This window comes from Celeribacter halophilus, from assembly GCF_018860305.1.
Taxonomy (GTDB): domain Bacteria; phylum Pseudomonadota; class Alphaproteobacteria; order Rhodobacterales; family Rhodobacteraceae; genus Celeribacter; species Celeribacter halophilus_A.
Window position 1 is genome coordinate 86,226 of the sequence record NZ_JAHKPE010000028.1, and the last position, 12,580, is coordinate 98,805.

At 59.9% G+C, this 12,580-nt stretch carries 14 protein-coding genes; 5 read left to right on the forward strand and 9 right to left on the reverse strand.

Going from position 1 to position 12,580, the window contains the following annotated elements; genetic code table 11:
• Window positions 1-65: 65 nt before the first annotated feature.
• The 3 genes from KO492_RS10010 to KO492_RS10020 form a co-directional block, all read right to left on the reverse strand.
• Window positions 66-452, reverse strand: coding sequence for a hypothetical protein (locus KO492_RS10010; protein WP_216044820.1), 387 nt, complete (start codon window positions 450-452; stop codon window positions 66-68).
• A 14-nt stretch (window positions 453-466) separates the two neighbouring features.
• A complete protein-coding gene (locus tag KO492_RS10015) occupies window positions 467-1,240 on the reverse strand; it encodes a DUF6478 family protein (protein ID WP_216044821.1) in 774 nt (257 codons plus the stop codon).
• A gap of 108 nt (window positions 1,241-1,348) precedes the next feature.
• On the reverse strand, window positions 1,349-2,005 hold the full coding sequence (locus KO492_RS10020) for a hypothetical protein (RefSeq protein ID WP_216044822.1): 657 nt from the start codon (window positions 2,003-2,005) through the stop codon (window positions 1,349-1,351).
• A gap of 190 nt (window positions 2,006-2,195) precedes the next feature.
• Here KO492_RS10020 and KO492_RS10025 point away from each other — a divergent pair, with 190 nt between their 5' ends.
• The 3 genes from KO492_RS10025 to KO492_RS10035 all read left to right on the forward strand — a co-directional run bounded on the left by KO492_RS10025 (window position 2,196) and on the right by KO492_RS10035 (window position 5,434).
• The gene (locus tag KO492_RS10025) at window positions 2,196-3,107 is read left to right on the forward strand and encodes a CPBP family intramembrane glutamic endopeptidase (protein ID WP_216044823.1); all 912 of its coding nucleotides are present in this window, start codon (window positions 2,196-2,198) and stop codon (window positions 3,105-3,107) included.
• A gap of 78 nt (window positions 3,108-3,185) precedes the next feature.
• Complete coding sequence (gene accD, locus KO492_RS10030; RefSeq protein ID WP_216044824.1) at window positions 3,186-4,163, forward strand: acetyl-CoA carboxylase, carboxyltransferase subunit beta; 978 nt, start codon at window positions 3,186-3,188, stop codon at window positions 4,161-4,163.
• A gap of 35 nt (window positions 4,164-4,198) precedes the next feature.
• Window positions 4,199-5,434 carry a bifunctional folylpolyglutamate synthase/dihydrofolate synthase gene (locus KO492_RS10035; RefSeq protein WP_216044922.1) on the forward strand — a complete coding sequence of 412 codons (1,236 nt, stop codon included), beginning with the start codon at window positions 4,199-4,201 and terminating at the stop codon, window positions 5,432-5,434.
• Window positions 5,435-5,481: 47 nt separating this feature from the next.
• Here KO492_RS10035 and zapE read toward each other — a convergent pair whose 3' ends face one another.
• The 4 genes from zapE to mbfA form a co-directional block, all read right to left on the reverse strand.
• Window positions 5,482-6,567: a cell division protein ZapE gene (gene zapE, locus KO492_RS10040; RefSeq protein ID WP_216044825.1), complete on the reverse strand. Its 1,086-nt coding sequence runs from the start codon at window positions 6,565-6,567 to the stop codon at window positions 5,482-5,484.
• Window positions 6,568-6,671: 104 nt separating this feature from the next.
• The gene (locus KO492_RS10045) at window positions 6,672-7,292 is read right to left on the reverse strand and encodes an HAD family hydrolase (protein ID WP_216044826.1); all 621 of its coding nucleotides are present in this window, start codon (window positions 7,290-7,292) and stop codon (window positions 6,672-6,674) included.
• Window positions 7,289-7,747, reverse strand: a complete 459-nt coding sequence (locus tag KO492_RS10050) for a YaiI/YqxD family protein (RefSeq protein ID WP_066604400.1) — start codon at window positions 7,745-7,747, stop codon at window positions 7,289-7,291. Before KO492_RS10050 ends, KO492_RS10045 begins: the two co-directional genes overlap by 4 nt.
• 33 nt (window positions 7,748-7,780) lie before the next feature.
• Window positions 7,781-8,758 carry an iron exporter MbfA gene (mbfA, locus tag KO492_RS10055; RefSeq protein ID WP_216044827.1) on the reverse strand — a complete coding sequence of 326 codons (978 nt, stop codon included), beginning with the start codon at window positions 8,756-8,758 and terminating at the stop codon, window positions 7,781-7,783.
• A 245-nt stretch (window positions 8,759-9,003) separates the two neighbouring features.
• Between mbfA and KO492_RS10060 the strand changes: the two genes are divergently transcribed.
• On the forward strand, window positions 9,004-9,627 hold the full coding sequence (locus tag KO492_RS10060; protein WP_216044828.1) for a TetR/AcrR family transcriptional regulator: 624 nt from the start codon (window positions 9,004-9,006) through the stop codon (window positions 9,625-9,627).
• Between the two features lie 309 nt (window positions 9,628-9,936).
• Window positions 9,937-10,290: a DUF2794 domain-containing protein gene (locus tag KO492_RS10065; protein ID WP_216044829.1), complete on the forward strand. Its 354-nt coding sequence runs from the start codon at window positions 9,937-9,939 to the stop codon at window positions 10,288-10,290.
• A gap of 31 nt (window positions 10,291-10,321) precedes the next feature.
• Here KO492_RS10065 and KO492_RS10070 read toward each other — a convergent pair whose 3' ends face one another.
• On the reverse strand, window positions 10,322-11,149 hold the full coding sequence (locus KO492_RS10070) for a C40 family peptidase (RefSeq protein WP_216044830.1): 828 nt from the start codon (window positions 11,147-11,149) through the stop codon (window positions 10,322-10,324).
• Entirely contained in the window at window positions 11,146-12,528 is a 1,383-nt protein-coding gene (locus KO492_RS10075) for a leucyl aminopeptidase family protein (RefSeq protein WP_216044831.1), read from the reverse strand. The genes KO492_RS10070 and KO492_RS10075 overlap by 4 nt, the downstream gene beginning before the upstream one ends.
• Window positions 12,529-12,580 lie beyond the last annotated feature (52 nt).

A 12,580-nucleotide genomic window follows, 5' to 3' on the forward strand; every position in this document is an offset into this window, starting at 1 on the left:
TCGCGGGGAGGATGTCACCCGAAACGCGGCGTCAGATCAGAACAAGGATGCGGGCGTGACAGGCGCTAGTGGCTGCCGGTCTCGGCACAATGCCGCCGGAAGGCGCGTTTGAGCAGGTCCAGTTCCTGACGCAGCAAGTCCATTTCCGCGCGAATATCCTCCGACAAACCTTCGCCCGCGATCATCGACAGTGAATTGAGGACACGACCGGTCTCGCGATCCGTCATCAAAAAGGTCTGCACCCCGTCGTTGATCATCTCGGAGGGCACGACGAAGCGGAAGAACCAGACACCATCGCGTTCGGGGTCTTCGGTCAGCGAGTGGCCCTGCACCGGCTGGTCGAGATAGGTCACTTCGATCTCCGGCAAGTCGGTCACCGAGGCGGGCACATAAAGCTCGCCCTCCCAGATCCCCGCCTGAAGCCGTGTCTTAACCAGCGTTACCTCATCCATCGCATCAGTCTCCCTCAAAGTTCCGCGCGCGGACGGCGCGACAGGGTCAGGTCCCGAATGAACACCTGATTCATTTCGGGGCCTTCAAAAATCAGATCAATCCAGATTTTCTCAACACGTTTCTCGTTGAGCTTCGTATAGGCCAGATCAAATTCGACATAGCCTTCATCCGTGTGCAGTGGCAGCTCGCGCACCACCTGCTCCATATTCGGGCCGTGTTTCACATTGAACCGCGCGAAAATCTCAAGCTCTTTCTCAAGGTCCACCGTATAATCCAACCGCACCAGATGGCGACGGCTCAACCCCTCGCAGGCATCCTCGGGCAGTTCGATCGACAGCGACAGGAAAGAGCCGTCGAAACGGAACACCTCAAGGCGCAGACCGAAGGGGGCGAGGTCTTCCTCGGAGGTGTTGCGGACCTGCCGGTAGGTCAGTTCGGAAATCTGGCAATCGTGATAGAGCGTGGCCTCGGAGCCGATCTCCGTCTTGGACGACACGGCAGAGGCCCCCTGTCGCGTGATCGGCCCCCGCCACAGTTCGGGCCGATAGGACCAATCCGTATACAGCGGCAGTTGCATCGCATTCGAACCGATCAGGGGCAAGGCGAGGCGACCGTCAGCCACGAAAAGGAACCGGTCGATTTCCCAGCGCAGCGCCCGCGCCTGTCCACGCAACCGTCGCAGCGCACGCAGAGACAAAGACTCGGCCATATTCGCACGCCGCGCCCAGCGCCGGATCGAGAGGGTATTGAACCGTTTTTCAATCTGATTTCTGAGGCGACGCAGCATTTCGCAACCTTTTCTTACTCTTCAGGGTCTTACTTATGGCGAACACAGGTTTCTACTCAACAAACACTCGAAGAATCCAGAGTTTGGTTCCTTTTGAGCAACAGTATCTCAAGTTTGCCTGCGATTGCGGCGCTCAAGGTCGGATACGAACCGTTCAAGCAAGCTATGCAACCGATCCGAGGACATGGGGGCTTCTGCAAAAGGTGTCGCGGTGACGGTGACAAGACGCCCGTTGAGGACAAAGAGCGCACGCCAGTATTCATCCCCCTGCCCCGCAAGCATGGTCGGTGCCGTGTCGCGGGCATGGAGCCAGAGGTGGGTCGCGTCCACGCCGCTCTCGATCAAGGTCACGGTGTTGGCAGAACCACTGCGCGATAGGGCCTTGCGTCCGGTTTCGGAATTAAAAAATGCCTCCACGCTCGGCAGGTCCAGCGCCTCTCCTTCGGCCAGAAGGCCGGAAACCGACAGGGTGAGAACCGCAGTTTTGCCCTTGAGCGCGGGATTGTGACCGCCGCTCAACCCTGTGCAATTTCCCAGAAGCGCAAAGCCGCCCTCCGCACTGTCGCGCACCGAGTCGGGATCGACGCAAAAACCGGACGGTCCGGCCACGGTGATGCCTGTTGCGGGCAAGGTGACGGTGCGCGGCGCGCGCGAGACGCTGCCGGTGCCTCCGGTCAAACCCGCCGTGTCCAGCGTGCAGGCCGAGAGCATGAGGAGAATCACGGGAATCCATACCGCCCGAAACACCGTTTTCATCATGACCATGACCTCTCCGAACACTTGTCACACGCCTGACCGGCGCACCATTTGGCAGGGCATACAGGGCTTGCCCGCGGCTTCCAAGACACCAGTTGGCGGCGGATTGTCCCCATCGGCAAAATCCCGCGCTTTCGCCCTCCGCTTTCCCTTCGGTCATGGTCATGCTATCGCTCGAAAAACGCTGTCCGAGGGCCCCATGAGCCGCAATTCCACGCCTGTGCCGCAACACCCTTATGCGCCGATCATCGCCTCCGCCATGCGCAAGCCCGAGCTTTGGCGTGTCGGCGTGATGATTCTCGGCGGCATTGTGATCGCCACCATCCTGACCCCTTTGTTCCTTGCCGTGATCGGTGTGATCGCCCCCAATCTGCTACCGTTCCAGAACGGTCCGCGCGGGGTCATGGTGGGCGCAACGCCGGGTGGGATGTTCACCATCCTTTCCAGCTTTGCCGTGCTGGCCTTTGGCACGATCTTTCTGGCGAAACGGCTCCACAACAGAGGGCTGCGCGATCTGACCGGCCCCGCCGCCCTGATGCGCGCACAATTCCTCGTCACGCTGAAATGGATTGCGGGGTTTACGGTTCTGACCTTTTTCCTGCCGTGGGATGGGAGTGCGGAGCCCGTGGCGAACCTGTCGTCTGCGACGTGGCTGTTCTGGCTGCCCTTCGCGCTTCTCGGGCTGATGGTGCAGGTCACAGCGGAAGAACTGTTTTTTCGCGGCTATATGCAAAGCCAGATCGCCGCTGCCACAGGGTCCTATCCGTTAGGGATCGCCGCCTCCGCCGTGTTCTTCGGGCTGGCCCATATGAACGGCTCCTATGAAGGGATGGCGGCGGTGTTTCCGGTGATCTGGGCGATGGGGTTCGGCCTTCTGGCGGGGGATCTGACCATGCGCTCCGGCACGATCGGCCCCGCCGTGGCGCTTCATTTCATCAACAACCTGCCTCCGATCCTGCTGTCTCCGCAACAGGACATGATGTCGGGGTTCGGCCTTTTCGTGCAGACCGAAGACCCCAGCGCACTTCTGTCCGACCCGAAGGTGATGGTCTTCCAGACGCTTCTTTTGTTCACAAGCTGGCTTGTCGCCCGTCTTGCGATCAGGCGTTGATTGCAATTCACCGGCAAGAGGCTTATCTGAAGCCTGAATTAACGCAACGTCCGCAACGTAATGTCCAAAGGCCCGCGCATGAACTGGATCTCGAACTACGTCCGCCCGAAGATCAATTCGCTCTTCTCCAAACATGACACGCCAGACAATCTTTGGACCAAGTGCCCAGAATGCGGCACCATGCTGTTCCATCGCGAATTGACGGAAAACATGAACGTCTGCACCAACTGCGACCATCACATGCATATCACCCCGCGCGCGCGGTTCTCCGCGATGTTCGACGGGGGGATTTTCTCCGAGGTCAAGGTGCCGGAACCCATCGAAGACCCGCTGAAATTCCGCGATCAGAAGAAATATCCCGACCGGATGAAAGCCGCGCAGAAGGCCACGGGCGAAAAAGAAGCCATGCTGGTCGCCGAGGGCGAGATCGGTCGCACCCCCGTTGTGGCCGCCGCGCAGGACTTTTCCTTTATGGGCGGGTCTATGGGCATGTATGTGGGCAATGCCTTCATTGCAGGTGTCGAGCGTGCAATCGAGCTGAAACGCCCGTTCATCATGTTCTCCGCCGCAGGTGGCGCACGGATGCAGGAGGGGATTCTCTCCCTGATGCAGATGCCGCGCACCACGGTTGCCATCGAGATGCTCAAAGAGGCCGGTCTGCCCTATATCGTGGTGCTCACGCATCCGACCACGGGCGGGGTGACGGCTTCCTACGCGATGCTGGGCGACATCCACATTGCAGAGCCCAACGCGCTTATCTGTTTTGCCGGTCCGCGCGTGATTGAGCAGACGATTCGCGAAAAACTGCCCGAGGGCTTCCAACGCGCCGAATACCTGCTCGACCACGGGATGCTCGACCGCGTGACCGACCGCCGGAAGCTGAAAGACGAGCTGGTTACCATTCTGCGCATGTTGGGCGGTATGTCTCCGGCTGTGGCTGGCGACCTGCCCGCCCCCGAAGCCACCCCCGAACCTGTTCCGGAAACGGCCTCTAACGACACCACAGTTTCCCCGGCTGCGGGTGACACACCTCCAGCCGAGGACGCGAAGAAGTGACAGACCAAAGTTCCGACATCATCCTCGACCGGTTGATGTCCCTGCACCCCAAGATCATCGATCTTGTTCTGGATCGGGTTTGGCGTCTTCTGGACGCTCTGGATCACCCCGAACGCAAACTGCCGCCCGTGATCCATCTCGCGGGCACCAATGGCAAAGGCTCCACACAGGCGATGATCCGTGCGGGGCTTGAGGCGGCGGGCAAACGTGTGCACGCCTATACCTCCCCCCATCTGGCACGGTTTCACGAGCGTATCCGTCTTGCCGGCGCGTTGATCTCCGAAGACGCGCTGATGGAGGTTCTCGAAGAATGCGAACGCGCCAATGGCGGCGCGCCCATCACCTATTTCGAGATCACCACCGTGGCCGGACTTCTGGCGATGGCACGCACTCCGGCGGACTACACCTTGCTCGAAGTCGGGCTTGGCGGGCGTCTGGATGCCACCAATGTGGTGGAAAAGCCGGAACTGACCATCATCACGCCGATCTCCATCGACCACACGCAATTCCTTGGCGAGACGCTGGCGGAGATTGCCGCCGAGAAGGCCGGTATCATCAAGCGCGGCGTGCCCTGTGTTGTCGGCCCGCAACCGGACGAAGCCCTTGAGGTGATCGAAGCCACCGCCGCCCGTCTCGGTGCGCCCCTGTTGCGCTACGGGCAGGAATGGCATGTGTGGGAAGAACGCGGGCGGCTGATCTTTCAGGACGAGCACGGGCTGCGCGATCTGCCCCTGCCACGGCTCATCGGCCATCACCAGACCCTTAACGCAGGCGCAGCCATCGCGGCGCTGCGTCATCTGGGCTATGACGATGCCGCTTTCGAGGCGGCGCTAACCGATGCCTATTGGCCCGCGCGGATGCAGACGCTCAAGACCGGCCCGCTTGTCGAGGCCGCCCCCGATGCGGATTTGTGGCTTGATGGCGGGCACAACCCCGCCGCAGGGGAAGCTCTGGCCGAAGCACTGGACCGTCTTCCGTCCCGTCCGACCTATATGGTTTGCGGTATGCTCAACACGAAAGACGTAAGCGGCTATCTGCGCCCGCTCGGGCGGCATACGGAGCGGTTGATTGCCGTGTCGATCCCTGATTCACAGGCCACGCTCTCTGCACAGCAAACCGCTGACTTTGCCCGTGGAGAAGGGTTCAACGCCATTGAAGCCGACAGTGTGCTCACCGCCGTGCGGACCATCGTGGCCGACAACCCGCAGGCGCGTATCCTGATCTGTGGCTCGCTCTATCTGGCGGGTCATGTGCTTCAGACCAACGGCTGACGGCACTTAAGGCGCATGACAACGCCCTCCGGCGAAAGGCTGAACACTCAGCTTTTCGCCTCAGCCCCCCAATCCTTGTCCTGCATTTCGCGCAGACGGGACGCGGTGCGTTCGAATTCAAAAGCTCCTGCGCCCTCGTTATAAAGCCGCTCCGGCTCGTCAACAGCGGTGCAAACCGTGCGCACCTTGGCCTCATACAGCGCGTCGATCAGGGTGACAAAGCGCTTCGCCTCGTTGAAATTGCCGCGTGTGAGGCGCGGAATGTCTTCGAGGATCAAAAGCTTCACAGCCTCCGCAATCACAAGGTAATCCCCCGGACCGAACATCTGGCCGCACAAGTCCCAGAAGGTCGCCCGCGCGATGCCATTGTGGAACTTCGGCAAGACAACATCGCGGCCCTTGACCTTGAGCGTCAGCTTTTCCGACGCCCCGCCGGTCAGGTCATTCCAGATATCGTCGACCGTCGCCCGCACATCGGCGGTCACCGGATGGAAATAGACCGGCGTTCCGGTCAAGCGCCCCTGCCGGTAATCGACGGGCGAATGGAGGTGATGCACCTCCAGCTTTTCCTTGATCAACTCGATGAAGGGCAGAAACAACTGCCGGTTCAGACCGTCTTTATAGAGATCGTCCGGCACACGGTTCGACGTGGTGACAACCGTCACGCCATTGGCAAACAGCCCCTCGAACAAACGCCCCACAATCATCGCATCCGCAATGTCCGTGATCTGCATCTCGTCAAAGCACAGGAGTTTGATCTCATGAGAGATTTTATCGACAATCGGCGCAATGGAATCGGCAACACCGGCTTTGCGGGCCGCGTTGATCCCCTCCTGCACCTCCTGCATGAAGGCATGGAAATGCACCCGCCGCGATGGCACGGGCGAGTGATCGTGGAACAGGTCCATCAGCATGGATTTGCCACGCCCGACGCCGCCCCACAAATACAGCCCCCGCACGGCTTCGGGCTTTTTGCGCCCGCCAATAAGCGACAACAGCCCTTTTTTCGTCGGCTGCTGGGCAAGTTCGGAGCGCACGCGCTCCAGCATGGGCAAAACCGTCTCTTGCGCCGGATCGGCGCGGAGCGTGCCGTCGGCCACACGGGCCGCATAGATATCCATCAACGTTGTCATAAACCGTTCCTACTGCGCCAGCGCGCATAAGGAAAGATGGCGTGAAACATCTTCATCATTCGATTGACCGAAAGCGCCAGAAAGGCCGAAGCCTCGGCGCTATCCTAGGCGAGGTCTTCGACGGTCAGCAGTCCCTCTGCGACCAGACGTTTGCCCCAGTCCTCCGGCCCGTCGAACAGATGGGTCTGCCAGCCACGCAATGCCGCCATGTCGAGATTTTCCTGCCGGTCATCGGCAAACAGCAACCTCTGCGGTGGGATTTTGCAATCGGCTTCGACCATCTCATAGATCAGCGCATGGGGTTTGACGCAGCCCATCCGCCCCGAGACATAGCGCCGGTCAAATTCCGTCAAAAACGGATAGCGGGTTTCGGCAAACTCGAAACTCTCGATCCCGAAATTTGTGAGCGCGAAGACAGGCACGCCCTTGGACCTCAGTGCGCGCAGGAGCTTGATGGAACCGGAAATCGCCGGTTGGGCCATCTTGATCCAGTCGAAATACCACATCAGGATTTCATCTTTGAACTCCGGATATTGCGCGGCGCAGGCCTCGATCGTGGCGCGGAAATCATGGCCCTGATCGACCAGATCATTCATGGCGTGCAGATCAACCGTCTCGAACATGGCCTTGCGGCGGGCCTCGCCAATGACGGCATCGTAATGCCGTTCAGGCTGCCATTCGATCAGCACGTTGCCAATGTCGAAAATCACCGCATCAATCGTCATGTCGCATCCCTTTTTGCCGCCTGCACGGCGCGTTCCAGAGCATCAAGAAAACGCGAACGATCCGCCTTTGAAAAGGGCTTTCCGCCGCCTTGGCGGAACGGATCGGCGGCGCGCAGATCATACATCAGATCACGGGTCGCCAGAGCATTGCCGATGTTGGACGGCGTGAAAGCTTCCCCGTCATGCTTGAGCGTCCGTGCCCCTGCCTCGACAGTTTTCGCCGCCAGTGGAATGTCACCAGTGACCACCACATCGCCGCGCCCCGCATGATCCGCGATCCACATATCGGCCACGTCCGGCCCGTCCGGCACAAACACCAGTTCGACATAGGGATTGGGAGAAGGTCGCAGCCCGCCATTACAAACCAGCAAGCACTGAATTTTATGCCGCGTGGCGACTTTTTCCACCTCCGCCTTCACAGGGCAGGCATCGGCATCGACATAGATCTTGGTCACGGCATCCGTCTTTTTCTTGGCAAAACCACGTCATCAGCCACCGCCGATGAGCACCCCCGCAGCGAACACCAGAGCGCCGCCGAACACAACCTGAAATGCCGCGCGCATAAAGGGCGTGTTCATGTATTTCTTTTGAATCCACGCAATCGTCCACAGTTCGACAAACACGACAACCATCGCGATGATGGTCGCGGTCCAGAAATGCGGGATCAGGTAGGGCAGCGCATGGCCCAACCCGCCCAGCGTTGTCATCACGCCAGAGGCAATGCCGCGCTTGAACGGAGAGCCACGCCCCGACAGTTCACCGTCATCGGAGGCCGCCTCGGTAAAGCCCATGGAAATCCCCGCACCGACAGAGGCCGCAAGACCGACCAGGAATGTCGTATGGGTGTTTTGCGTTGCAAAGGCGGTGGCGAAAATCGGCGCCAGAGTGGAGACCGACCCATCCATCAGCCCCGCCAGCCCCGGCTGGACCCAAGTCAGAACAAACTGGCGGTGGGCGGTCTTTTCTTCCTCGCTGCGGGTCTCGTCATCAAGATGCTCTCCTTCCAGCTCGGAAGCCCGCCGGTCATGTCCGGCCTCGGCTGCGGCCAGTCGCCCGAGAAGCGCGCGCGTGTCAGCGTCCTGCGTGCGTTCGGCGGCTTTGAGATAGAAGGACTCCGCCCCCTTTTCCATCGCATGGGTTTCTTCGCGAATACGCTCAAGCCCGAGGTTTTCCACCAGCCAGACGGGATTGCGCGCATAATAGCCGGAAACATGCTCGCGCCGGATGAGCGGGATCACATCCCCGAACCGGCGCTTGTGCAGGGAGATCAGGGCTTCGCGGTGACCGTCTTCTTCCTCGGCCATACCGTCAAAGATTTTCGCACTGTCCGGAAAGTCCGCCCGAAGATGCTCTGCATATTGACGATAGATACGCGCATCGTCCTCTTCAGAAGAAATCGCCAGCGCGATGATTTCCTGTTCGCTCAAATCCTTGAAGCGTTTTCGATTTGCAATGACCGGGAGCATGTCTGCCTCTGAATTAGAATGGTTCTAAACTAGTAAAGCCCGTTGATTTTCGCAAGTATCAAATCACCTTCACAGGTCCAGTCAATCAATCCTTGCACAGCTAAACCGTTTGGTTTAGTTGTCTCGCGACCCTCGCGGTCAAAATCGACATCCCTGTCGAGCACTGGGCGGGCCTTATGGGCCTGCCTTTTTTCTGGCATCAAGGATTGCGAAGGCACTAAGGTCACACCAGAGGATCGTCAGGTATGATACAGAACACGTCCCGCATCAAAAAAGGCCGGAAATTCGATCAGGTGATCGCAGGGGCCCGCACCGTTTTCCTTCGGGACGGGTTCGAAGGAGCCTCGGTTGACGACATTGCCCGCGAAGCCGCGGTATCGAAGGCCACGCTCTACAGCTACTTCCCCGACAAACGCGTGTTGTTTCTGGAAATCGCCGCACTGGAAACACGGCGACAGGCCGATGCCTTTGAAGAGCGAATCGATGACACCCACCCGCCCGAAGTGGTTCTGCCGACCGCAGGACGAAAAATCCTCGATTTCCTCCTCTCGGATTTTGGCATCGCGGTTTTTCGCATCGCCGTGGCCGAAGGTGAGCGCTTCCCTGAAATCGGTCATAAATTCTACGACAGCGGGCCAAGGCTCGTCAAAGACCGGCTTTCGCAATATCTCGCCAGTTGGGTCGCACAGGGGGCGCTGACGATTGATGATGTGGAACTGGCCGCAGAGCAGTTTGTCGAACTGTGCAAAGTGCGTCTGATCCCCAAACGTCTCTTTCAGGGGCCCAGCGCACCCGATAGCGCAGAACGCGACAGGATTGTGGAAAGCGCCGTCGCACTGTTTCTCGCCTGCTACGAAACCCGCCCCTAAAATCCCGCGCTCCATTCCGGACATACACTCTATGCCAAACAAAGGAAAAGCCGAGACAGTCATCCTGTCCCGGCCTTACAAGTTGGTTTCGAGCGAGATCCCCGGCGTCGCGAACTGGGTGGGGGCTGTTAAACCGCGACACCGGGGCAAAGCGTTCTCGCTCTGACACCTGTTTTGCCCTTTGATCCGGGCTAAATGAGGAAGCAATAAAGAAATAAGTCGGACCATATTGTGCCCAAACCAAGGCAGCGCTCTCCCTCAGGTGGAGTTTTCTTGATTTGTCCGCCCGTTCCCGCCAAGCTGGCTCACATGACGATACAAACGCCAACGCCCTTTCCGGGCCCGCCAAACACCTCCCAGCCTGACAAGGTTGCCTTCAACCGGCTGGAACTGGGCGCCATCATGGGGCTTTACGGACGGATGGTCGCCGCGGGCGAATGGCGTGACTACGGCATGTCCTTTCTCAAGGATGTCGCCGTGTTCTCCGTCTTCCGCCGCACCGCCGAACACCCGCTTTACCGCATCGAAAAACGCCCCAAGCTGCGCGGAAAACAGGGCATGTATGCGGTGATTGGTATGGACGGGCAAATCCTGAAACGCGGCAGCGACCTGCGGGTCGTGTTGCGAATCCTTGAGCGCAAACTGATCCGCGCCGTCGAGTGACACGTTTCCAAGAGACTCGGATTGAACCTCATTACAGCCTGCGATGCGCGATCACGGGACCGTCGCCCTGCGCTTCGATCCGTGAAATCGCCCGCTCTATCGGCTCGTAAGACACCGCCATATGATGGGCATTGGCATGGATCAGAACCTCATGATCCACGCAAAGCGCCACATGGCCTTTCCAGAACAACAGATCGCCGCGCTGATAGCCGCCGGTTGCCGCAACGCCCAGTTCCGTCTGCATATCGCTGTCCCCCGGACAGGCGAGACCACAGGCCAGAAATCCCGCCTGCGCCAGACCGGAGCAATCAATGCCAAAGGCGGAATTACCGCCCCAAAGGTAAGGCGTTCCGAAAAACAACTGCGCAATGGTCACAGGGTCGGAAAACGGACGCTCGATCGGACGAACATGCGCTTTCGGGACAAACCCCGTCTCCGCGCCATCGCCGGTCGCGATCTCCAAAAATTTGTGCCGCTCATCCACGACACGCACACGGGACCCGAAGGAGAGGCTTGTCACCTCTTCGGCCTTGAACGACTCCGTCGGATAGAGATGAGTGGCGCGCACGGAGATCAGATGGGTCGCGGTTTGCACCGGCGCCAGCGCGGTCTCTTCGACATAACCGACATAGCCATCACGCTGCGCCACACCAAAGGCCCAGCCGTCGCGGCGCTCCAGCACGTCAAAACCTTCGCCCCAAAGAAGCTGGCGATCACGTTTGCCCGCCGGCTGCGCCCGAAGATTGGCCACGGGAACGGCAACACTGGCGGGCGTCGGGGTCACAATGTCCTGCCCGTCAGAGGCAAAGCCCTTTATGGCAACACGCGCATTGGCGGGGGTCAGGCGGCGATCACTCATAGGCCCAACAACTCCGGCAAAGCAGCCAGAATCGCGCGCGCGCCTTGCCCGACACCGCCTTTCGGACGTGCGGGCTTGGCGGAGGGGTTCCAGCCGTAAATGTCAAAATGCATGTAGCGCGGGGTTTCCGTCACGAACCGGCGCAGGAATAGCGCCGCTGTGATCGAACCTGCCATACCGCCCGAAGGCGCATTGTCGAGATCGGCAATTCCCGGTTCGATCATGGTCTCGTATGGCTCCCAATACGGCAGTTGCCAAACCGGATCGGCAACACGCGCACCGGCCTTGGCCACAGTGGCGGCGTCGGAAGCATCGCTGGCAAAATAGGGCGCAATATCCGGCCCCACCGCAACCCGCGCGGCCCCTGTCAGCGTCGCCATAGAGATCACCAGATCACTCGGCGTCTCATCGGCCAGCGCCAGTGCATCGGCCAGAACCAGCCGCCCTTCGGCATCCGTGTTATTGATTTCGACGGTCAGCCCCTTGCGCGAGGTCAGAATGTCCTGAGGGCGGAAGGCCGAGCCATCGACCGCATTCTCCACCGCAGGGATCAACACGCGCAGCTGCAACGGCAAGCCGAGCGCCATGATCATCTTTGCCAGCCCCAGAACCGTGGCGGCCCCGCCCATGTCCTTTTTCATAAGGCCCATCGAAGCACCGGGTTTGAGGTTCAGCCCACCGGTGTCGAAACAGACCCCTTTGCCCACCAGCGTCAGAACCGGCCCCGTGTCGCCCCAGCGCATATCAATCAAACGCGGTGCGCGGGGGGAGGCCCGCCCGACCGCATGGATCATCGGAAATCCTTGCGCCAGCAACGCATCACCGGTGGTCACACTGATTTTGGCGGAATGGCTGTCGGCCAAGTCCCGCGCGGCGGCTTCCAGTTCCGCCGGTCCCATGTCATTGGCCGGCGTGTTGATCAGATCCCGCGTCAGCGCCTCTCCTGCGGCAATGACTTCAAGCCGCGCTGAATCAACCCCTTCCGGCGCAACAAGCTCCGCCTCGGAAGGAGATCTCTTGGCATATTTGTCAAAGACATAGCCGGACAACAGCCAGCCCAGAAGCTGTTCTTCCAGAGCCTCTCCGGTCACATCGGTCTCAAGGTGATACACCCCCTTGGGCAAGGCCGCACGCACTGTTCCCAAGGTAAAGCGCGTCCGCTTGCGTTCTTTCTCCGAACCCAATCCGGCCACAGCGCCCGCAATGCCGCTTGCGCCGGGAAAGGTGCAGAGACTTCCCGCTCCGGCAGAAAACCCTTGGGCACGCACCCATTGCGCTTGAGCCTCGTCAAGGTTTGACAGCGTAGATTCAAGCTGCTCGGGCGTGATCAGATAAAGCGGCAGGGACGCAGGGTCAGCGGCGGCAAAGGAAAGTGGCATAAGTTCAGGCCTTTCTTGACTGTTGCGCCAAGAGTAGCGCAACTGATGCCAC